This window comes from Pseudomonas paraeruginosa PA7, from assembly GCF_000017205.1.
Taxonomy (GTDB): domain Bacteria; phylum Pseudomonadota; class Gammaproteobacteria; order Pseudomonadales; family Pseudomonadaceae; genus Pseudomonas; species Pseudomonas paraeruginosa.
Genome location: NC_009656.1, coordinates 1,644,444 through 1,664,960 on the forward strand (window position 1 = coordinate 1,644,444; position 20,517 = coordinate 1,664,960).

General features: G+C 67.4%; 15 protein-coding genes. 9 read left to right on the forward strand and 6 right to left on the reverse strand.

Annotated elements, in window-relative coordinates; all coding sequences use genetic code 11:
* Window positions 1–366: 366 nt before the first annotated feature.
* Entirely contained in the window at window positions 367–3,342 is a 2,976-nt protein-coding gene (eprS, locus tag PSPA7_RS07690; protein ID WP_012074776.1) for an autotransporter serine peptidase EprS, read from the reverse strand.
* A gap of 302 nt (window positions 3,343–3,644) precedes the next feature.
* Here eprS and PSPA7_RS07695 point away from each other — a divergent pair, with 302 nt between their 5' ends.
* The 3 genes from PSPA7_RS07695 to PSPA7_RS07705 all read left to right on the forward strand — a co-directional run bounded on the left by PSPA7_RS07695 (window position 3,645) and on the right by PSPA7_RS07705 (window position 7,426).
* Complete coding sequence (locus PSPA7_RS07695) at window positions 3,645–5,753, forward strand: molybdopterin oxidoreductase family protein (protein ID WP_012074778.1); 2,109 nt, start codon at window positions 3,645–3,647, stop codon at window positions 5,751–5,753.
* Between the two features lie 112 nt (window positions 5,754–5,865).
* A complete protein-coding gene (grxD, locus tag PSPA7_RS07700) occupies window positions 5,866–6,192 on the forward strand; it encodes a Grx4 family monothiol glutaredoxin (RefSeq protein ID WP_003092082.1) in 327 nt (108 codons plus the stop codon).
* Between the two features lie 82 nt (window positions 6,193–6,274).
* Window positions 6,275–7,426, forward strand: coding sequence for an MFS transporter (locus PSPA7_RS07705; protein ID WP_012074779.1), 1,152 nt, complete (start codon window positions 6,275–6,277; stop codon window positions 7,424–7,426).
* 64 nt (window positions 7,427–7,490) lie between these two features.
* Here PSPA7_RS07705 and bfrB read toward each other — a convergent pair whose 3' ends face one another.
* Window positions 7,491–7,967 (reverse strand): bacterioferritin BfrB, encoded by a 477-nt coding sequence (gene bfrB, locus PSPA7_RS07710; RefSeq protein ID WP_003092078.1) that lies wholly within the window; start codon window positions 7,965–7,967, stop codon window positions 7,491–7,493.
* Between the two features lie 208 nt (window positions 7,968–8,175).
* Window positions 8,176–8,397 carry a bacterioferritin-associated ferredoxin gene (locus PSPA7_RS07715; protein ID WP_003092075.1) on the reverse strand — a complete coding sequence of 74 codons (222 nt, stop codon included), beginning with the start codon at window positions 8,395–8,397 and terminating at the stop codon, window positions 8,176–8,178.
* Between the two features lie 259 nt (window positions 8,398–8,656).
* Between PSPA7_RS07715 and PSPA7_RS07720 the strand changes: the two genes are divergently transcribed.
* Window positions 8,657–9,259, forward strand: a complete 603-nt coding sequence (locus PSPA7_RS07720) for a peroxiredoxin (protein ID WP_003092073.1) — start codon at window positions 8,657–8,659, stop codon at window positions 9,257–9,259.
* A 162-nt stretch (window positions 9,260–9,421) separates the two neighbouring features.
* Here PSPA7_RS07720 and rnt read toward each other — a convergent pair whose 3' ends face one another.
* Window positions 9,422–10,096: a ribonuclease T gene (rnt, locus tag PSPA7_RS07725; RefSeq protein ID WP_003155625.1), complete on the reverse strand. Its 675-nt coding sequence runs from the start codon at window positions 10,094–10,096 to the stop codon at window positions 9,422–9,424.
* Entirely contained in the window at window positions 10,093–11,139 is a 1,047-nt protein-coding gene (pyrC, locus tag PSPA7_RS07730; RefSeq protein WP_012074780.1) for a dihydroorotase, read from the reverse strand. The genes rnt and pyrC overlap by 4 nt, the downstream gene beginning before the upstream one ends.
* A 132-nt stretch (window positions 11,140–11,271) precedes the next feature.
* Here pyrC and motY point away from each other — a divergent pair, with 132 nt between their 5' ends.
* Window positions 11,272–12,237, forward strand: a complete 966-nt coding sequence (gene motY / locus PSPA7_RS07735; protein WP_012074781.1) for a flagellar protein MotY — start codon at window positions 11,272–11,274, stop codon at window positions 12,235–12,237.
* A 117-nt stretch (window positions 12,238–12,354) separates the two neighbouring features.
* Window positions 12,355–13,572, forward strand: a complete 1,218-nt coding sequence (locus PSPA7_RS07740) for an argininosuccinate synthase (RefSeq protein WP_012074782.1) — start codon at window positions 12,355–12,357, stop codon at window positions 13,570–13,572.
* Between the two features lie 126 nt (window positions 13,573–13,698).
* On the opposite strand, the gene gloA is transcribed toward PSPA7_RS07740, so the two are convergent.
* A complete protein-coding gene (gene gloA / locus PSPA7_RS07745; protein ID WP_003155617.1) occupies window positions 13,699–14,085 on the reverse strand; it encodes a lactoylglutathione lyase in 387 nt (128 codons plus the stop codon).
* 303 nt (window positions 14,086–14,388) lie between these two features.
* On the opposite strand from gloA, the gene PSPA7_RS07750 reads away from it, so the two are divergent.
* From PSPA7_RS07750 to PSPA7_RS07760, 3 genes are read left to right on the forward strand one after another with little or no spacing between them, the layout of a single operon-like run.
* Complete coding sequence (locus PSPA7_RS07750; protein WP_012074784.1) at window positions 14,389–15,546, forward strand: efflux RND transporter periplasmic adaptor subunit; 1,158 nt, start codon at window positions 14,389–14,391, stop codon at window positions 15,544–15,546.
* Window positions 15,543–18,710, forward strand: coding sequence for a multidrug efflux RND transporter permease subunit MexQ (gene mexQ, locus PSPA7_RS07755; protein ID WP_012074785.1), 3,168 nt, complete (start codon window positions 15,543–15,545; stop codon window positions 18,708–18,710). Before PSPA7_RS07750 ends, mexQ begins: the two co-directional genes overlap by 4 nt.
* Window positions 18,707–20,194, forward strand: a complete 1,488-nt coding sequence (locus tag PSPA7_RS07760; protein WP_012074786.1) for an efflux transporter outer membrane subunit — start codon at window positions 18,707–18,709, stop codon at window positions 20,192–20,194. Before mexQ ends, PSPA7_RS07760 begins: the two co-directional genes overlap by 4 nt.
* Window positions 20,195–20,517 lie beyond the last annotated feature (323 nt).

The following is a 20,517-nucleotide window of genomic DNA, read 5'->3' on the forward strand; positions in this document are numbered from 1 at the left end:
GTCGCATCGCGGGCATTCGTAGGCCTTGTCGAAAATGCACTGCTTGGCGGCCATCCGTCGCGGATCTGCAGGGGCTGGGGCTCAGTCGGGGAGGGAGGGCGCGAGAGGAGAAAAAGGTGAGCCCCGGAGGTGCGGATCTCCGGGGCTCGTGCGGCACGGTGGTGCGGGCACCGGGCCGCGATCAGCGCTGGAAGGGATAGTACAGCGCTGGATGGACAGTATAGCGCTATGCATTTCGCATGAATCCTTTAGTTAGGTCTTTTTCTCATATTTGCAGCGGTTTCGTGACCGAGGGCAATGAAGTCGCATTTCCCCCTTGCCGCCCGCCGGAACCCAACCAACGGGCGGCATGCCCTCGATACCCGCTCAGAAGCGCCAGTCGACCGTCAGGCCGATGCCGTGGTCCTTCTCGCGGCTGCCGAGCAGGCCGTTGTAACCCAGCCTCACGCTCACCTCGCGGTTCACCGCGAGGCTGGCATCGACGCCGAGCAGCGCGGCATCGCGCGACAGGGCCACGCTTTCCACGCTGAACGGCTGGCCGCCGCTGGCGAAGGCCAGGTGGCGTTGCGGGGTTGTGTCGCTGAGGTTGTGGCGCCAGCCGAGGGTACCGGAGAGCGCCAGGCGGCGTTCGGCATCCAGCTCGAAATGCCGCTTCGCACGCAGGCCCAGGGTGGTGAAGGCGGCATCGAGGTTGTCGTCGCCGCCCTTCAGCGCCGCGGCGCTACCGCGTTCGTGGAAGCCGTCGCTGGCGACGTTCACATAGGCCAGCCCGGCGAAGGGTTCCAGCTCCAGCGTGCGCCAGCCCAGCGCGTAGGCGGCCTCGGCGAACAGCTGGTTGCTCTGTGCGTCGAGCTTGGCCTTCTGCTTGCCGGCCACGGCGCCGTATTGCAGGTCGCGCTTGACCTCGGCGCGGTGCCAGGCGTGCGCCGCGCCCAGGCTCAGGCGCCATTGCTGCAATTGCCGGCCGAGATAGGCGCCGAGGTGGTAGCTGTCGATGCTGGCGGAGGATTGCAGGCTGCTGTCCATGTTCAGCGAGCTGTTGCTGTAGCCGGCCACCAGGCCGAGGCGCGTGTCGCTGGCGACCTGGCTGTCGACGCCGAGCAGGAAGCCGCCGACCGAGTGGCGGTAGCCTTCGCTGCCATGGCTGCCGTCGGCGCTCTTGCCCCAGGAGCCGAGCGCCTTGAACCAGCCTTCGGGGCGCTCGCCGTCGGGCGCGTCGCTGGCCTGGCGCAGGCGTTCGCCGACGCTGTCGCGCAGATAGCGGCTGTCGTTGAGCAGCAGGCCGGCGAGCGCCGGATAGATTTCCCCGGACAATTGCTGGAAGGCCCGTTGGGCGCTTGCGGCGTTTTCCGACAGAAGCAGACTTTCATAGACCGGGTTGCCTGCACCGAGCGCCTCGATGGCGCCGGCGACCGCCGCCTGGTTGGGCGTCTGCGCGACGCTGGCGAGGGCGGTGCCGTTGCGTCCGATATCCAGGCGGATGGCGTTGGCCGTGTAGTCCAGGGTGCCGCCGAGGAACAGGTAGTTCGGCAACACCGCGGCGAAGCGCCCGTCGATGCCGCCGGCGGCGTCGAGGATGTCGTAGCGGCGGCCGACCAGGCTCTCGACCTGGGCCTGGCTGAGCAGATCGGGACTGTTCTCCATGGCCAGGGTGACATCGCCGCCTGCGATGCTCGCCTTGCCGCTGGCGACGATGCGGTCGCTGGCGCTGTCCGACAGTTCCACCGCGTAGGTCGAGCCCGGCTCGAAGCGCAGGTCGCCGGCGACCTCCAGGGTGCCGATGGAGTTGCCCGGCGCCACCGTGCCGGCGGAGCGCGCCAGCAGGCCGCCGATCCTGCCGTTGCCGCCGAGGGTGCCGCCGGCATCGACCTCGACGGCGGACAGCAGCGAACCCTCGACGCTGAGCGAACCGCCGTCGACCAGGGTCGGCCCGCGATAGGTGTTTTCGCCGCTGAGGACCAGGCTGCCTGCACCGGACTTGACCAGGCTGCCCTGGTACTGGCGCTGGGCGGCGGCCCGGTCGCGAGCCATGCCGATGGCGTAGTCGGTACGCTCCTGCTGGCTGGCATTTGCCGGCAGGCCGTTTTCCCAGCCCTTGTCCTTCAGGGTTCGCTGCCAGGCCGCGCGCTCGGCGGCGTCCTCGGCCTGGCGCTGGAGCAGGGCGCTATCGGAAATCGAATTGCTCCATTCGTCGCGCAGGCCCGCCGGGAGGTTGGCCTCGAAGCGGCCGAGCAATTGTCCAGGCCCATGCATCGCCCGGCCGAGATCCGGCACGCCCCAGCCGACGGTGTCGGTGGGCGCGCGGGTCGGCGTGCCGTCGAGCTGGGTGGCGGTGGTCAGCAGGACCTGCAGCGCCTGCTCGTTGCTCAGGTACGGATAGCGCTGCATGACCAGGGCCAGCGCGCCGGTGGCGTGGGGCGCGGCCATCGAGGTACCGGACTTGTTGGCGTAGCCGCCGCCGGGCATGGTGCTGTTGATCAGCCGCCCGGGCGTGGTGACGCACCAGTACTTGGCGATGCCGCAGCGGTTGTAGCGCTGGCCGTTCTGCTGGTCGAGGCCGGACACGGCCAGCCAGTGGCCTTCCAGGTCCGGCTGGAAGTAGGGCAGGGCGGAGCGCACGCTGGCGTTGGCGTAGCCGCTGTTGCCGGCGCTGAAGACGTTGATCACGCCCTGGCGGGAGACGCCGGCGGCGGCGTCCAGCCAGGTGCTCCGGCCGTAGTGCTGGGCATAGGCGGCGTGCAGGCCGTCGAGGGTCTCGTAGCTGACATCCTTGGGCTGGCTACCCCAGCTGTTGTTGATCGCCCGCACCCCGGCGTCGGCCAGCGCCTGGTAGGCGGCCTCGAAATAGTTCGGGTCGGGCGTCGGGCCGAACAGGAAGCTGTCGTTCTGGTTGGTGTTGGCGACGAACACCTGCGCCGCGTAGGCCACCCCATGCATGCCGACGCCGTCGCGCGAGGCGCCGAGGGTGCCGCCGACATGGGTGCCGTGGGAGTCGTTGTTGCCGTTCATCACGCCGCTGACGCTGAACGGCGTGCCGTCGACATAGGTGCCGCTGGCCGTCACCGGCTGGTAGCGCGAGGCGGGGGTATCCGGATGGCTCGGGTCGAAGCCGGAGTCCATCTCGCCGATCTTCACGCCCTGGCCGTCGATACCGGCGGCGTAGGCCTGCTCGGCCCGCATCCGTTCCAGGCCCCAATCCTGCTGGTATTCGGCGGAGCGCCAGCTGGCCGGGTCGCCGGGCCGGCCGGTTTCGACATAGGCGGCCGTGGCCGGCTGGGCGATCCAGGCGCCCAGCAGCAGTGCGGTGGACAACGGGGTGAGGCGAGGGCGGTTGTCGGTCATGCGGTCTCCACTCTTTTATTGGTCTTGTCGGACAGGGATGCGGACTCGAAGAGACAAGGTGTAGCACCGGCTTCCGCCGCACCGGAATTCCCAGGTGGATAGTTGACAACCCGGCGGTCGGCAGGCTTTTCCTCCAGCGTGCCCATCGGCGAGCCTGATGCCGGGCGATTCATCCGGCTGACGCTGCTGGCGCTTCGGTGGCGGGCGCCGCATAGTTCCGCTTCGACGACTAGACCGGTCGTCTGGACGCCGCCGGCGTCGACCTGCCGCGACCGGCAGAACAAGAAACGAAGAGGCGAGCCATGAGCAAGACCCTCCACTACCGTGCGTGCCATCTCTGCGAGGCCATCTGCGGTCTTGCCATCGAGACCGAGAGCGACGAGGGCGGCGTGCCGCGCATCCGCTCGATCAAGGGCGACCCGCAGGACAGCTTCAGCCGTGGCCATGTCTGTCCCAAGGCGGTGGCCCTGCAGGACATCCAGGACGATCCCGATCGCTTGCGCCAGCCGCTGCGCCGGGTCGGCAGCGAATGGCAGCCGATCGGCTGGGACGAGGCCTTCGCGCTGGTCGCCAGTCGTCTCGGCGAGATCCGCGAGCGCCATGGCAACGACGCGGTGGCGGTCTACCAGGGCAATCCGAGCGTGCACAACTACGGCCTGATGACCCATAGCAACTACTTCCTCGGCCTGCTGAAGACACGCAACCGCTTCTCCGCGACCTCCGTCGACCAGTTGCCGCATCACCTGGTCAGCCAGCAGATGTATGGCCATGGCCTGTTGATCCCGATCCCCGACATCGACCACACCGACTTCATGCTGGTGCTCGGTGGCAACCCGCTGGCGTCCAACGGCAGCATCATGACCGTGCCGGACGTGGAGAAGCGCCTGAAGGCGCTGAAGGCCCGCGGCGGCCGCCTGGTGGTGGTCGATCCACGGCGCAGCGAGACCGCGGCGATCGCCGACCAGCACCTGTTCGTTCGTCCCGGCCAGGACGCGGCGCTGCTGCTCGGGGTGCTCAACACCCTGTTCGCGGAGAACCTCGGTCGCCCGACGCCATTGCCGGTCGACGGGCTGGAACGGGTACGCGAGGCGGTCGCCGTCTTCGACGCCGAGTCCATGAGTGCGCGCTGTGGCGTGCCGGCCGAAAGCATTCGCCAGCTGGCGCGGGATTTCGCCGCCGCCGAGCGGGCGGTCTGCTACGGGCGGATGGGCGTTTCCACCCAGGCCTTCGGCACGCTCTGCCAGTGGCTGGTGCAACTGATCAACCTGGTCAGCGGCAACCTCGACCAGGTCGGCGGCGCGCTCTGCACCTCGCCAGCGCTGGACCTGGTGGCGAGCACCTCGGGTGGTCACTTCGACCGTTGGCGCAGCCGCGTCTCCGGCCTGCCTGAGTATGGCGGCGAGTTGCCGGTGGCGGCATTGGCGGAAGAAATCCTCGGCGACGGCGAGGGGCAGGTGCGCGCGCTGGTCACGGTGGCCGGCAACCCGGTGCTCTCCACGCCCAACGGGAGGCGGCTCGAACAGGCCCTGGACGGCCTGGAGTTCATGCTCAGCATCGACCTCTACATCAACGAGACGACCCGCTACGCCGATCTCATCCTGCCGCCCACCGCGCCGCTGGAGCACGATCACTACGACACCACCTTCAACGTCTTCGCCGTGCGCAACGTGACCCGTTTCAACGAGGCGGTACTGCCACGGCCCACCGGCGCGCTGCACGACTGGGAGATCTTCGTCGGCCTGGCGCGGGCCTTCGCCGCACGCAACGGCCTGGAGCTGAAACCGACCCTGGAGCCGCAGCGGATGATCGACATGGGCCTGCGCGCGGGGGCCTATGGCGACCGTTCCGAGCACAGGCTGAGCCTGGCCACTCTGCGCGAACATCCCCACGGCATCGACCTCGGGCCGCTGCGACCGAACCTGGCGCCGCGCCTGAAGACCGCCGACCAGCGCATCCAGGCCGCGCCGCCGCTGTTCGTCGATGACCTGCAGCGCTTCGCCGCGCAGCCGATGCCGGCGTCCGACCAGTTGCTGCTGATCGGCCGGCGCCACGTGCGCAGCAACAATTCCTGGATGCACAACTACCACCGCCTGGTGAAGGGCAAGCCGCGCCACCAGTTGCTGATGCACCCGCGGGACCTGGAGGGTCGCGGCCTGGTCGACGGGCAACGGGTGCGGGTGCGTTCGCGGGTCGGCAGCGTCGAGGTGGAGGTGGCAGCGAGCAGCGAGATGATGCCCGGGGTGGTCAGCCTGCCGCACGGCTGGGGACACGCACGGCCGGGCGTGCAACTGACGATCGCCAGCCAGCAGGCGGGCGTCAGCGCCAATGACCTGACCGACGAGCGTCATCTCGACCTGCTGTCGGGTAACGCCGCGCTCAACGGCCTGCCGGTGGAGGTGGAAGCGGCCTGAGCGGGTCGACGGAACGCGAGAGTAAAGCCGAGCGTCGCGCTAGGCTTTCCGATACAATACCGGTCATTATTCGCCGAGTTACCGTGTCGAAACGTTCCTGTTGAGGTAAGCCATGGACATCATCGAAACCATTAAAGAGCAGATCGCCAACAACCCCATCCTGCTGTACATGAAGGGTTCGCCGAACGCCCCGCAGTGCGGTTTCTCCTCGCGCGCGGCCCAGGTGCTGATGGCCTGTGGCGAGAAGTTCGCCTACGTCGACATCCTGCAGAACCCGGAAATCCGCGCCAACCTGCCGAAGTACGCGAACTGGCCGACCTTCCCGCAGCTGTGGGTCAACGGTGAACTGGTCGGCGGCAGCGACATCCTCGCCGAGATGTTCGAGAAGGGCGAACTGCAAACACTGGTCAAGGACGCGGCGGCCAAAGCCAACGCCTGAGCCGCGCATCCGCCGAAGAGCCCCGCCTTGTGCGGGGTTTCTTTTTTGTCCGGAGAAACCAGCAAGGAAACCGGGAGCCTCCATGACGGAAGTCAATCCTCGCCAGGGCCGCCTGGCCTGCATCTATTTCTTCGCCATGGCCGGGCTGGTCATCGGCAACCTGATGGGACGCATCCCGGCGCTCAAGGAGCAGGCCCAGCTGGACGAACGCGCGCTCGGCCAGGCCCTGCTCGGGGTCGGGGTCGGCGCGCTCACGGCGTTCCCGTTGAGCGGTTTCCTGGTCCAGCGCATCGGCAGCCGCAGCGTAGTGATCGGCGGTTGCCTGATCATGCTGCTGGTGTTTCCGCTGCTCGGCCTGAGCCAGGGCTGGTGGCCACTGGCGCTGGCCTTCTACGTGCTGGGCGTGAGCTTCGCCGGGATGGACGTGGCGATGAACATCCAGGCGGTGGACGTCGAGCGCCTGCTCGGCAAGCCCTGCATGTCCATGCTGCATGGCATGTACAGCCTCGGCTGCCTGGTCGGTGCGCTGGGCGCGGCGGCCCTGGCCGGGCTCGCGCCGTTCTGGCATTTCCTCATTCTCACCGCCCTTGGCCTGCTGAGCCTGCCGTTCTTCGCCCGCTCGTTGCTGCCACCGGACCCGCGCAAGGCCGGCGAGCGCACGGGCAGCGGCTTCACCCTGCCGCCGCGGGCGCTGCTTGGCCTGGGCCTGCTGATCCTCTGCGCGTTCGTCTCCGAGGGCGGCGTGGCCGACTGGAGCGCGCTGTTCCTGCACAGCGTCCTCGAGGCATCGGAGCGAGTGGCGGCGCTGGGCTTCGCGGCATTCTCCGCGGCGATGGTGGTGGGGCGCCTGTTCGGCGACCGCCTGCGCGGACGCATCGACGACGCGCCGCTGCTGCGCGGGCTCGGTTCGCTGGCCACGCTGGGCATGCTGGTGGCGTTGTTCAGCCCGTGGCCGGCGCTGAGCATCTTCGGCTTCGGAGTGGTCGGCCTGGGCCTGTCGGTGATGGTGCCGATCGTCATCAGCGCCGCCGGCAACCAGCCGGGCATCGACCCGGTGATCGGCGTCGCCGCGGTGTCCACCGTGGGCTATGGCGGGTTGCTGATGGGACCGCCGCTGATCGGCCTGCTGGCCCATGAGATCGGCCTGCGCTGGGCGCTGCTGGTGCTGGTCGGGTTGTGCCTGCTGCTGGCGCTGCGCGCCGACCTGGTGCGACGCCGGCCGCGCGCCGCCTGAGGTTCCAGCGGGCGAAAAAAAGCGCCGGCGGGGCAGGCCACCGGCGCTTCGTGTCGTTTCCCGCTCAGTCGTCTTCGTGCATGTGCGACTGCAGGTAGTTCTCCAGGCCGACTTTCTGGATCAGGCCCAGCTGGGTTTCCAGGTAGTCGATGTGCTCTTCTTCCGATTCCAGGATGTCCTTCAGCAGGTCGCGGCTGACGTAGTCGTGCACCTGCTCGCAATGCACGATGGCCTCGCGCAGGTCCTTGGTCGCCTTCAGCTCCAGGTTCAGGTCGCACTGCAGCATTTCCTGGGTGTTCTCGCCGATCAGAAGCTTGCCGAGGTCCTGCAGGTTGGGCAGGCCTTCGAGGAAGAGGATGCGTTCGATGAGCTTGTCGGCATGCTTCATCTCGTCGATCGACTCGTGGTACTCGTGGGCGCCGAGGCGCTTCAGGCCCCAGTCGTTCCACATGCGCGAGTGGAGGAAGTACTGGTTGATCGCGATCAGCTCGTTGCCGAGGATCTTGTTGAGGTGCTGGATGACTTTCTTGTCGCCTTTCATGCCGAATCCTGCCGTCGTAGTGGGTGTGATCCGCCAAGTTTGGCCGCGACGAAGCAGAGTGTCAAACCTAAGTTATTGAAATATAAGGGAAAAAGAATATGAATACGAATGTTTTCTTTCCGCGTTCTGCCGCTAAGTCATTGAATTGAAGGCATAAAAAAACCGGGCGCCAGGCCCGGTTCTTCTGAAAGAGGGATAAAAATATTTTTCAGGCAGCGACGAATGCCGTAGTCCCGAACGCCGGTACCGGCTGGGCACTCTGCAGGTCGTTGAGGGTTTCGCGTACCACCTGCTTGGCCAGGCATGCGCACTTGCCGCACTGGGTGCCGACGCCGGTGGCCTCACGGACTTCACGATAGCTGCAGCAGCCTTCGTAGATGGCATCGCGGATCTGGTTGTCGGTAACACCTTGGCAGAGGCAGACGTACATGGCGTTCTGGCTACTGGGGCAGTTGAGTTGGAAAAGATACTAATAATAATGAGAATGATTGTCAAAGTTCCTCGGAGCGTTTTACTCGGGTTTTTTTCGTGCCCCGACAAATGGCTTTGTCGGACAAAGACTTAGCGCTGGCCGGGGCGGGGTGTATGATGGTTCGCTCCCAGGGAGCGGCGCCCCTGCTATCGGGGTTTCACGAGAGTCCGGCAGGCTGCGGCGTCGTCCTTCAACTTTCATTTCAAGGAGACATGGAATGAGCGTACTCGTAGGTAAGAAAGCACCTGACTTCAACGTTGCCGCGGTGCTGGGCAATGGCGAGATCGTCGAGAGCTTCACCCTGTCCGAAGCCATCAAGGGCAAGTACGGCCTGGTGTTCTTCTACCCGCTGGACTTCACCTTCGTCTGCCCCTCCGAGCTGATCGCCCTGGACCACCGGATTCCCGAGTTCCAGGCGCGCAACGTCGAGGTGATCGGCGTTTCCATCGACTCCCATTTCACCCACAACGCCTGGCGCAACACCCCGGTGGACAAGGGCGGCATCGGCGCCGTCAAGTACACCCTGGCGGCCGACACCAAGCACGAGATCGCCAAGGCCTATGACGTCGAGTCCGACGGCGGCGTGGCCTTCCGTGGCGCGTTCCTGATCGACAAGGAAGGCGTGGTGCGCTCGCAGATCGTCAACGACCTGCCGCTGGGCCGCAACATGGACGAACTGCTGCGCCTGGTCGATGCCCTGCAGTTCCACGAAGAGCACGGCGAAGTCTGCCCGGCCAACTGGAAGAAGGGCGACAAGGGCATGACCGCATCGCCCGAAGGCGTGGCCAAGTACCTGGCCGAGAACGCCAGCAAGCTGTAAGAAGAGCCTGCTTCGCGCGTTGAACAAAGCCCCGCTTCTGCGGGGCTTTTTCATGGGGTCGCGGGGGCGGCAGCCAGTCCCTGATTACGCCGAAGAAGGGGCATCGCCTGACCGATCGCATAGGGCGGATAACTGGCGTTATCCGCCGAAGTGGGCCGAGGCTCAGTCGTCGTCATCCATCCAGCCGCCCATTTCCTTCCAGCGGTTGACGATGCCGCAGAACAGCTCGGCGGTCTTCTCGGTGTCGTAGCGCGCCGAGTGCGCCTCGCGGTTGTCGAACTCCATGCCGGCGGCCTGGCAGGCCTTGGCCAGGACCGTCTGGCCGTAGGCGAGGCCGGCCAGGGTGGCGGTGTCGAAGCTGGAGAACGGGTGGAACGGGTTGCGCTTGATCCCGGTACGGGCCACGGCGGCGTTGAGGAAGCCGAGGTCGAAGCTGCTGTTGTGGCCGACCAGGATCGCCCGCTTGCAGCCATTGGCCTTCAGTGCCTTGCGGATGCCGCGGAAGATTTCGGTCAGCGCCTGTTCTTCCTGCACCGCCATGCGCAGCGGGTGGTCGAGCTTGATGCCGGTGAACTCCAGGGCCGCCGGCTCGATGTTGGCGCCTTCGAAGGGCTCGATGCGGAAGAAGTAGGTGTGCTCCGGGAACAGGAAGCCCTTCTCGTCCATGCCGACGGTGGTCGCGGCGATCTCCAGCAACGCGTCGGTGGCCGAGTTGAAGCCGCCGGTCTCGACGTCCACCACCACCGGCAGGTAGCCGCGGAAGCGGCGCGCCATCGGATGGCGCGGGCCGCTGGGGAGGGTGCCGTCGAATTCCTCGTCGAAGTTGTCTTCGCTCATGCCTCGGCCTCCAGCAGTTTCCAGCGCAGTGTCTCGCCGGCGCGCAGCGGTACCACGTCGAAATCGCCGAAGGGCAGGCTGGCGGGTGCCTGCCATTGTTCACGGACCAGGGTGATCCGGTCGGTATTGCGCGGCAGGCCATAGAAGTCCGGGCCATGCAGGCTGGCGAAGCCTTCCAGCTTGTCCAGCGCGTTGCGCTGTTCGAAGGCCTCGGCGTACAGCTCGATGGCGGCGTAGGCGGTGTAGCAGCCGGCGCAGCCGCAGGCGGCTTCCTTGGCGTGGCGGGCGTGCGGCGCCGAGTCGGTGCCGAGGAAGAATTTCGGGTTGCCGCTCACCGCGGCGTCCAGCAGGGCTTCCTGGTGGGTGTTGCGCTTGAGGATCGGCAGGCAATAGAAGTGCGGGCGAATCCCGCCGACCAGCATGTGGTTGCGGTTGTACAGCAGGTGATGGGCGGTGATGGTCGCGCCGACGTTGGCTGGTGCTTCGCGGACGAACTGGGCGGCGTCGCCGGTGGTGATGTGTTCGAAGACCACCTTCAGGGTCGGGAAGCGTTCGACCACCCGGCGCAGGTGCTCGTCGATGAACTGCTTCTCGCGATCGAACACATCGACCTCGGCGCGGGTCACCTCGCCATGCACCAGCAACGGCATGCCGACCTCGGCCATGGCCTCGAGCGCCGCGAAGACGTTGTCGATGCGGGTCACGCCGGAGTCCGAGTTGGTGGTGGCGCCGGCCGGATAGAGCTTGGCGGCGTGCACGAAGCCGCTGGCCTTGGCGGTGCGGATTTCCTCGGCGCTGGTACGGTCGGTGAGATACAGCACCATCAGCGGCTCGAAGCGGCTGGCGGCGGGACGGGCGGCGAGGATGCGCTGGCGATAGGCGTCGGCTTCGGCGGCGTTGCGCACCGGCGGCACCAGGTTCGGCATGACGATGGCGCGGCCGAAGGTGCGCGCGGCATCGCCGACGGTATTGGCCAGCGCGGCACCGTCACGCAGGTGAATGTGCCAGTCGTCGGGGCGCAGGAGGGTGAGGCGGTCGGACATGGGGCTTCCAGGACGGGATTTCGTGGGGGGAAATGCTACCGGAAAAGGGGGGGCGGGGCACTCGCTATCAAGTTTTGTCCGGGCCGTCCGATACATCCTTCGTATTTGGACGCTTTCCCGGAGCCCGCCGTCGTGCAGCCGCGCCTTCTTCTATTGCCTTTCCTGCTCAGCAGCCTGCCGGCGCTGGCGGTGACCTTCCAGACGCGCCTGGACAGCGTCGAATGGAAGGTCGAGGGCGACCAGTTCGAATGCCGCCTGTCGCAGCCGGTGGCGAACTTCGGCGTCGGCGAGTTCGTGCGTCGCGCTGGCGAGCAAGCCACCTTCCGCCTGAAACCGGACGCCCAGTGGCTGGGACGCGGTTCGGCGACCCTGCTCGCCGCCGCTCCGCCGTGGCGGCCGGGGCAGGGCGACATCAACCTCGGCCAGGTCAGCGTCGGCAGCGGCGAGGTGCCGTTCAACAGCAGCCAGCAACAGGCCGGCCGCCTGCTGACCGGCCTGCTCGAAGGACGCAGCCCGCTGGTCCGCCATCGCACCTGGCAGGGCGACCGCCTGGAGGTGCGTCTGCTGCCGGCGCGTTTCGCCGGCGTCTACAACCAGTACCTGGCGTGCACCGCCAAGCTGCTGCCGGTGAACTTCGACCAGGTCAAGCTGGCCCAGGTCGGCTTCCCCGACGGCGGCACCGCGCTGAACGACGTGGCGCGGGCCAAGCTGGACATCATCCTGCAACTGCTCAAGGCCGATCCGAGCATCAACCGCATCGAGCTGGACGGCCACTCCGACAACAGCGGCAACCGCCTGACCAACCGCGACCTGTCGCGCCGCCGCGCGCTGGCGGTGCAGGAGTACCTGAAGGGCAACGGCGTGCCGGAGAGCCAGATCAACGTGCGCTTCTACGGCGAACGCTATCCGCTGGTAGCCAATAACAGCGCCGCCAACCGTGCGCGCAACCGTCGGGTGACCGTGCATCTGGCGCGCGAGGCGGTGGTCGAGCCGGCGCCGGAAACGCCCAGGGCCGAGGACAAGCCGCCGGTGCCGGCGGCAGAACCTGCCGCGCCGAAGGCTCCGGCCGCCTCGCTCCAGGGAAAACCCACGGTTTGAGTCGCGCAGACGATAGAATCTGTCGCTTTTGCGTCTAAAGCTGTCGCCCCTCTGTAATTTCCCCGGCGCCCTGCGTAGAATTGTCGCTTTTCGTGACGACCCCCGTGGAGTGATGGCATGGCGGATGTGAAGAAGGTAGTCCTGGCGTATTCCGGCGGCCTGGATACCTCGGTAATTCTGAAGTGGTTGCAAGATACCTATAACTGCGAAGTGGTGACCTTCACCGCCGACCTCGGCCAGGGCGAGGAAGTCGAACCGGCTCGCGCCAAGGCCCGCGCGATGGGCGTCCGGGAAATCTACATCGACGACCTGCGCGAAGAGTTCGTCCGCGACTTCGTCTACCCGATGTTCCGCGCCAACACCGTCTACGAGGGCGAGTACCTGCTGGGTACTTCCATCGCCCGTCCGCTGATCGCCAAGCGCCTGATCGAGATCGCCAACGAGACCGGCGCCGACGCCATCTCCCACGGCGCCACCGGCAAGGGCAACGACCAGGTCCGCTTCGAGCTGGGCGCCTACGCGCTGAAGCCCGGCGTCAAGGTGATCGCGCCCTGGCGCGAGTGGGACCTGCTGTCCCGCGAGAAGCTGATGGACTATGCCGAGAAGCACGGCATCCCGATCGAGCGCCATGGCAAGAAGAAGTCGCCGTACTCGATGGACGCCAACCTCCTGCATATCTCCTACGAAGGCGGCGTGCTGGAAGATACCTGGACCGAGCACGAAGAAGACATGTGGAAGTGGACCGCTTCCCCGGAAAGCGCGCCGGATGCCCCGACCTACATCGAACTGACCTACCGCAAGGGCGACATCGTCGCCATCGACGGCAAGGAGATGACTCCGGCCCAGGTGCTCACCGAGCTGAACCGGGTCGGCGGGATCAACGGCATCGGCCGCCTGGACATCGTCGAGAACCGTTACGTCGGCATGAAGTCGCGCGGCTGCTACGAGACCCCCGGCGGCACCATCATGCTCAAGGCCCACCGTGCCATCGAGTCGATCACCCTGGACCGCGAAGTGGCCCACCTGAAAGACGAGCTGATGCCCAAGTACGCCAGCCTGATCTACACCGGCTACTGGTGGAGCCCGGAACGCCTGATGCTGCAGCAGATGATCGACGCCTCGCAGGTCAACGTGAACGGCGTAGTGCGCCTGAAGCTGTACAAGGGCAACGTCGTGGTGGTCGGCCGCAAGTCCGACGACTCGCTGTTCGACGCCAACATCGCGACCTTCGAGGAAGACGGCGGCGCCTACAACCAGGCCGATGCCGCGGGCTTCATCAAGCTCAACGCGCTGCGCATGCGTATCGCCGCGAACAAGGGGCGCTCGCTGTCCTGACCGACGCGCGTCGCCTGCGACCGAACGAAGAACCCCGGCCACGAGCCGGGGTTTTTTCATTCCGGACTGCTGAAAGCGATAGCCGGGGTCTTCGCCTGGGTGGCGACGGCGAGGCCCGGGGAGTGGTCAGGAAGACTTCTGGATCAGCTCGATCTTGTAGCCGTCCGGGTCGGTGACGAAGGCGATGACCGTGGTGCCGTGCTTCATCGGCCCGGCTTCGCGGGTGACTTGGCCGCCGTTGTTGCGGATGTCGTCACAGGCCTGGTAGGCATCGTCGACCTCGATGGCGATATGGCCGTAGCCGCTGCCGATCTCGTAAGCATCGACGCCCCAGTTGTGGGTGAGTTCGAGCACCGCCGAATCCGCCTCGCTGCCGTAGCCGACGAAGGCGAGGGTGAACTGGCCGTCGGGGTAGTCGTTTTTCCTGAGCAGGGTCATGCCGAGCACCCGGGTGTAGAAGTCGATCGAGCGATCGATGTTTCCGACCCGGATCATGGTATGGAGAATGCGCATGTTCATTGCCTCGAGCTTCACGGTCAAAGGCTGATTTTACCATGTGGCCGCCAGCCGCAGCCGTCCTCGGGCCGCCTGGCAACCGGACTTCCCAGGCTGGGATGCGATCCTTCCCCCTGCTCACGCGCCCACCTGGCGCCCCCTCTGCACGCCTCTCCTTCCACTCCGCAGCTTGCGGAACGGCCGCGCCGCGGTGTCGAGAAAAGAGGGCTTGACCTTGCCAAGGTGTCAAGGTCGATAACCGGCCACGGAAGCTGTTTCGTCCAGCCAGGCCATGTTGATCCAGACCAGGAAGGCACAACAATGAATGTCAGACACATACCCCTGATCGGCGCGACGCTCGGCGTCGCGCTCGCTCTCGCCGGCTGCGGGGAGTCGGCACCCGGCGCTTCGTCGAGCGCCCCGCCGAGCGTTCCCGTCGCCGAGGTGGTGGTTCGGCCGGTGACACCCTACGTCGAGTTCACCGGCTCGCTGACCGCTGTCGAGCAGGTGGAACTGCGGCCGCGCGTCTCCGGCTACATCCAGGACGTCAGCGTGCCGGAAGGCCGCCTGGTAGAGAAGGGCCAGCAACTGTTCTTCATCGACCCGCGCGTGTTCAAGGCCGCGCAGGACGCCGCCAGGGCGCGCCTGCGCGAGGCCGAGGCCGCGGCGTTGCTGGCGCGCACCGAGCACGAGCGGGCCGAGCTGCTGTTCGCGAGGAAGGTCGTCGCCCGTGAACGCCTCGACAATGCCATCGCCACGCGCAACGCCAGCAAGGCGCAGGTCGATGCGGCCCGGGCCGCGCTCGACGCGGCGCAGCTGGACCTCGGCTTCACCCGGGTCACCGCGCCGATCAGCGGGCGCGTCGGGCATATCCAGGTCACCGAGGGCAACTACGTCACCAATGGCGTGACCGCGCTGACCACCATCGTCTCGGTCGACCCGCTCTACGTGTACTTCGACGTCGACGAGCGCACCTACCTGCAGGCGCTGGCTCCTACCCGCGGCAAGGACGGCGGCGAGGCGCCGAAGGTCGACGTGGCGCTGCTGACCGATAGCGGCTATGCGCGACGCAGCCGCCTCGACTTTCTCTCCAACATCGCCGATCGCGGCACCGGCACGGTCAGGGTGCGCGCCGTGGTGGACAACCAGGACGGGCAACTGACTCCGGGGCTGTTCGCCAAGGTCAGGCTGGAGACCGGAAAGCCCCGCGAACAGGTGCTGGTCGCCGACCATTCGATCGGCACCGACCAGGGCCGGCGCTACGTGCTGGTGGTCGGCGAGGGCGACCGCACCCAGTACCGCCCCGTCGAACTGGGGCCGCTGGTCGACGGCCTGCGTGTCGTGCGCCAGGGCCTGCAGCCGGGCGAGCGGATCGTCGTCAAGGGCCTGGTGCGCCCGGACATGCAGATCACCCCGCGCCTGGCGGAAATCGATGGCACGCCGGTGGAGTTGGCGCCGACCGTGGGGGCTGCGCAATGAACTTCCCACGCTTCTTCATCGATCGGCCGATCTTCGCCATCGTGCTCTCGGTATTGATGATGATCGGCGGCATCGTCTCGTTCTTCCAACTGCCGCTGAGCGAGTACCCGGCGGTGACGCCGCCCACCGTGCAGGTGACCACCGCCTACCCGGGGGCCAACCCCGAGGTCATCGCGGAAACCGTGGCGACCCCGCTGGAGCAGGCGATCACCGGCGTCGAGGGGATGCTCTACATGTCCTCGCAGTCGGCGACCGATGGGCGGCTGATCCTGACCATCACCTTCGACCAGCACGTGGATCCCGACATGGCCCAGATCCAGGTGCAGAACCGCGTCTCGCGGGTGCTCTCGCGCCTGCCCGAGGAGGTGCAGCGGCAGGGGGTGGTGACCCAGAAGACGTCGCCGGACATCCTGATGGTGGTGCACCTGCTGTCGCCGGAAAAGCGCTACGACCCGCTGTACATCTCCAACTATGCCTACCTCCAGGTGCGCGACGAACTGCTGCGCCTGCCGGGCATCAGCGATGTGGTGGTGTGGGGCGCCGGCGAGTACAGCATGCGCCTGTGGCTCGACCCCGACCTGATCGCCGCCCGCGGGTTGACCGCGGGCGAGGTGATCGCCGCGGTGCGCGAGCAGAACGTCCAGGTGGCGGCCGGCTCGGTCGGCCAGGCGCCGGACTCCACCGCGGCCTTCCAGGTGACGGTCAACACCCTCGGGCGTTTGACCGACGAGGAGCAGTTCGGCGACATCATCGTCCGCACCGGCGCCGACGGCCAGGTCACGCGCCTGCGCGAAGTCGCGCGGATCGAGATGGGGGGCGACGCCTACGCGCTGCGCAGCCTGCTCGATGGCGAGCCGGCGGTCGCCTTGCAGATCATCCAGAGCCCGGGGGCCAACGCGCTGGACGTGGCCGAAGCGGTGCGCGGCACCGTGGCGCGGCTCGAAGGCAACTTCCCGGCCGGGATCAGCGCGCGGATCGCCTACGACCCGACGGTATTCGTCCGGGCCTCCCTGCAGACGGTGGCCACCACCCTGCTGGAGGCGATCCTGCTGGTGGTGATCGTGGTGGTGGTGTTCCTGCGCAGCTGGCGGGCCTCGCTGATTCCCCTGCTGGCGGTGCCGGTGTCGCTGGTCGGTACCTTCGCCGTCATGCACCTGATGGGCTTCTCGCTGAATACCCTGTCGCTGTTCGGGCTGGTGCTGTCGATCGGTATCGTCGTCGACGACGCGATCGTCGTGGTGGAGAACGTCGAGCGCCATATCGAGAACGGCGAGCCGCCGCTGCAGGCTGCGCGGCGCGCGATGGAAGAGGTGACCGGGCCGATCGTGGCGATCACCTCGGTGCTGGCGGCGGTGTTCATCCCCACCGCCTTCCTCAGTGGTCTGCAGGGCGAGTTCTACCGGCAGTTCGCCCTGACCATCGCCATCTCGACCATTCTCTCGGCGATCAACTCGCTGACCCTCAGCCCGGCGCTGGCCGGCCTGCTGCTGCGTCCGCGCCAGGGTGGGCATGCGGCGTCGCGCCCGGGCCGGCTCGGGGGCTGGCTCCAGGCCCTCGGCCGACCGTTGCGCAACGCGCCCGACGCCTATGGCAATGCGGTGCGCCGGGTGGTGCGGGTCAGCGGCCTGGCGCTGCTGGTCTACGGCGGCCTGCTCGGCCTGACCTGGTTCGGTTTCCAGGCGGTGCCGCCGGGCTTCGTGCCGATGCAGGACAAGTACTACCTGGTCGGCATCGCCCAATTGCCGAACGGAGCGGCGCTGGACCGCACCGATGCGGTGGTCAGGCAGATGTCGCGGATCGGCCTGGACGAGCCGGGGGTCGAGAGCGTGGTGGCCTTCCCGGGCCTGTCGGTCAATGGCTTCGTCAACGTGCCGAACGCCGCGGTGATGTTCTTCATGCTCGACCCGTTCGAGGCGCGCACCTCCGACGAACTCAGCGCGGTGGCCATCGCCGGGCGCCTGCAGGCGAAGTTCGCCAGCATTCCCGACGGTTTCCTCGGCGTGTTCCCGCCGCCTCCGGTCCCGGGCCTGGGGACCATCGGCGGCTTCAAGATGCAGGTCGAGGATCGCGCTGGCGCCGGCCTGGAAGCCCTGGCCAGGCACACGCAGGTGCTCATGATGAAGGCCACCGAGTCCGGACAGCTCGGTGGCCTGATGAGCAGCTTCGACATCAACGCCCCGCAGCTCGAGGTGGCGATCGACCGCACCAAGGTGAAGAGCCAGGGTGTGCAGCTGGCCGACGTGTTCGAGGCGCTGCAGGTCTACCTCGGCTCGCTGTACATCAACGACTTCAACCGCTTCGGCCGCACCTACAAGGTCACCGCCCAGGCCGATGCGCCGCACCGCATGCAGGCCGAGGCGATCGGCCGGCTACAGGTGCGCAACGCGGCCGGGGCGATGCTGCCGCTTTCCTCGTTCGTTACCGTCACGCCGGGCTCCGGCCCGGACCGGGTGATCCACTACAACGGTTATCCGTCGGCAGACATCAGTGGCGGCGCGCTCCCGGGCGTCAGTTCCGGACAGGCGGTGGCGCTGATGGAGCGCCTGGCCGGCGAGGTGTTGCCGGAGGGCATGACCTTCGAATGGACCGACCTGACCTACCAGCAGAAGCTGGCGGGCAATAGCGCGCTGTTCATCTTCCCGCTCTGTGTACTGCTGGCCTATCTGATCCTCGCCGCGCAGTACAACAGCTGGCTGTTGCCCCTGGCGGTGCTGCTGATCGTGCCGATGTGCCTGCTCAGCGCGATCGCCGGGGTCTGGCTGGTGGGCGGCGACAACAACGTGTTCGTCCAGATCGGGCTGGTGGTGCTGGTCGGCCTGGCGGCCAAGAACGCCATCCTCATCGTCGAGTTCGCCCGCGCGCTGGAAGCCCGGGGCGCCGCCACGCTGGAGGCGGTGGTCGAGGCGTGTCGCCTGCGCCTGCGGCCGATCCTGATGACCTCGCTGGCCTTCATCGCCGGCGTGGTGCCGCTGGTGATGGCCAGCGGCGCCGGGGCGGAGATGCGCCAGGCGATGGGGGTGGCGGTGTTCGCCGGAATGCTCGGGGTGACGCTGTTCGGCCTGTTCCTGACCCCGGTGTTCTACGTCCTGGTCCGTGCGCTGGCGCTACGCCTGGAGCGGCGTCGCGGCTCCGGCCAGGCTCATCTGCAGGAGAGCGCGTCATGAGCCGGCACTTCCGTCATCCATTGGCGTCCCTGGGCGCTTTTCTCCTGCTGGCCGGGTGCGCCGCGGTGGGGCCCGACTATTCGCCGCCCGCCAGGGCCGTTCCGGCCAGCTTCGGCGCCAGCGTCGCCGGCCTCGACGGCGCTGGCGTGGAGGTCGCCTGGTGGCGCGGGCTCGATGAGCCGGCGCTGGTAGAGCTGATCCAGCGCGCGCTGGCGGCGAACCACGACATCGCCCTGGCCGCCGCGCGCCTGGACGAGGCGAAGGCGTTGCTGCGCGAGAGCCGCCAGGAGTTCCTGCCGCGCGGCGGACCGGCGTTCGACTACCAGAACCGGCGCCGTGGCGAGGTGGAGACGCCGAGCGGAGAGCCGCGCGACATCGAGACCTATCGTGGCGCGCTGGATGCCGCCTGGGAGATCGACCTGTTCGGCCGCGTGCGGCGTTCGGTGGAGGCCGCCGAGGCCCAGGCGGGATCCCGCCAGGCGTTGCTGCGCAACGTGCAGGCGAGTGTCGCCGCCGCCGTGGCCGCGACCTGGTTCGAATTGCGTGGGCTCGAGGCGGAGCTGGCGGTGGTCGAGGACATCCGCCACAACCAGCGCGACAGCCTGGAGATGGTCGAGCGCCTGGTCGGCGCCGGCGCCGCCCACGAGTTCGACCGGCTGCGCGCCGAGGCGCTGCTGCGCAATGTCGAGGCGGCGTTGCCCGACCTCGAACGGCGCCGTGCCGCCAGCCGCAATGCGCTGGCCATTCTGCTCGCCGAGACGCCACAGACCTTCGTCCCGCCACCTGCCGGCGCCTCTCGCGAGACGCTGGCACTGCGCAGCATCGGCGTGGGCGATCCGGCGGGACTGCTGGCCCGCCGCGCCGACATCGCCGCGGCCGAGCGCGACCTGGCGGCCGCGACCGCGCGCATCGGCGTCGAGACCGCCGGGTTGTACCCGCAGGTCCAGGTGCAGGGTTCGATCGGGCTGGTGGCCGGCGATCTCGACGCCCTGGACGAGAGCGGCGCGACCTTCAGCCTGCTCAACCCGGTGATCCGCTGGGCGCTGCTCGACCGTGGCCGCGTGCGCGCGCGGATCGCCGCCAGCGAAGCGCGCGCCAGGGAGGCGCTGATCCGTTACGACCAGACGGTGCTGCGCGCCCTGCAGGAAACCGACGACGCCTTCAAGGGCTATGGCGCGGCCGGCGATACGCTGCGCCTGCGCCTGCTCGAGTCGGCAGCCAATCGCGAGGCGGCGCGGCTGGCCCGGGAGCGCTTCGTCCAGGGCGACGGCGAGTACCTGGACGTGCTCGAGGCGGAGCGCTCCGACTATCTCAGCCGGCGTGCGCTGAGCATCGCGCGGACCCGCCAGCGCCTCGCCATCGTCGACATCTACAAGGCGCTGGGCGGCGGCTGGGAAGTCTGCGCGGACCCGCAGCAGCCCTGCCGCGTGGCCGCCGACGGCGTCTCCCCGGAGCGGGAGGGCGCGCAGGCGTCCCGCTCCTGAGTCGTTACCGGGAGAGGCTCCTCTCCCGGTTCTTCAGGAGTGGCGAAGCGGCGGTTTGCCGTGCCGATAGTCTTTCATGTTTCCTTCTTCCCGAGCCGCAAGTTCGGAACTTCTTCCACAGTTTCCAAGGTCTTGGAAAGTTCAAGTAGCGAAGTCCGGGGTGTCCGGGGAATGAGTTTGATCGAGAGCGGCGATGTTGCTCTTCTGTTGGATGTACGGCGTCGTTGAATTATCCCGCTGGATGTGGCTGGGCTGTTTATCCTTTCCCCTTTCTTCATGTCTTCAGGTTTCATCTGGCTGCCTTGCAATTATATGCGTCGAGT

What these genes read in the sequence shown, in the direction of transcription:
- eprS (WP_012074776.1), bottom strand. Translation starts at nt 3,342, where the DNA reads ATGACCGACAACCGCCCTCGCCTCACCCCGTTGTCCACCGCACTGCTG.
- PSPA7_RS07695 (WP_012074778.1), top strand. Translation starts at nt 3,645, where the DNA reads ATGAGCAAGACCCTCCACTACCGTGCGTGCCATCTCTGCGAGGCCATC.
- grxD (WP_003092082.1), top strand. Translation starts at nt 5,866, where the DNA reads ATGGACATCATCGAAACCATTAAAGAGCAGATCGCCAACAACCCCATC.
- PSPA7_RS07705 (WP_012074779.1), top strand. Translation starts at nt 6,275, where the DNA reads ATGACGGAAGTCAATCCTCGCCAGGGCCGCCTGGCCTGCATCTATTTC.
- bfrB (WP_003092078.1), bottom strand. Translation starts at nt 7,967, where the DNA reads ATGAAAGGCGACAAGAAAGTCATCCAGCACCTCAACAAGATCCTCGGC.
- PSPA7_RS07715 (WP_003092075.1), bottom strand. Translation starts at nt 8,397, where the DNA reads ATGTACGTCTGCCTCTGCCAAGGTGTTACCGACAACCAGATCCGCGAT.
- PSPA7_RS07720 (WP_003092073.1), top strand. Translation starts at nt 8,657, where the DNA reads ATGAGCGTACTCGTAGGTAAGAAAGCACCTGACTTCAACGTTGCCGCG.
- rnt (WP_003155625.1), bottom strand. Translation starts at nt 10,096, where the DNA reads ATGAGCGAAGACAACTTCGACGAGGAATTCGACGGCACCCTCCCCAGC.
- pyrC (WP_012074780.1), bottom strand. Translation starts at nt 11,139, where the DNA reads ATGTCCGACCGCCTCACCCTCCTGCGCCCCGACGACTGGCACATTCAC.
- PSPA7_RS07740 (WP_012074782.1), top strand. Translation starts at nt 12,355, where the DNA reads ATGGCGGATGTGAAGAAGGTAGTCCTGGCGTATTCCGGCGGCCTGGAT.
- gloA (WP_003155617.1), bottom strand. Translation starts at nt 14,085, where the DNA reads ATGCGCATTCTCCATACCATGATCCGGGTCGGAAACATCGATCGCTCG.
- PSPA7_RS07750 (WP_012074784.1), top strand. Translation starts at nt 14,389, where the DNA reads ATGAATGTCAGACACATACCCCTGATCGGCGCGACGCTCGGCGTCGCG.
- mexQ (WP_012074785.1), top strand. Translation starts at nt 15,543, where the DNA reads ATGAACTTCCCACGCTTCTTCATCGATCGGCCGATCTTCGCCATCGTG.
- PSPA7_RS07760 (WP_012074786.1), top strand. Translation starts at nt 18,707, where the DNA reads ATGAGCCGGCACTTCCGTCATCCATTGGCGTCCCTGGGCGCTTTTCTC.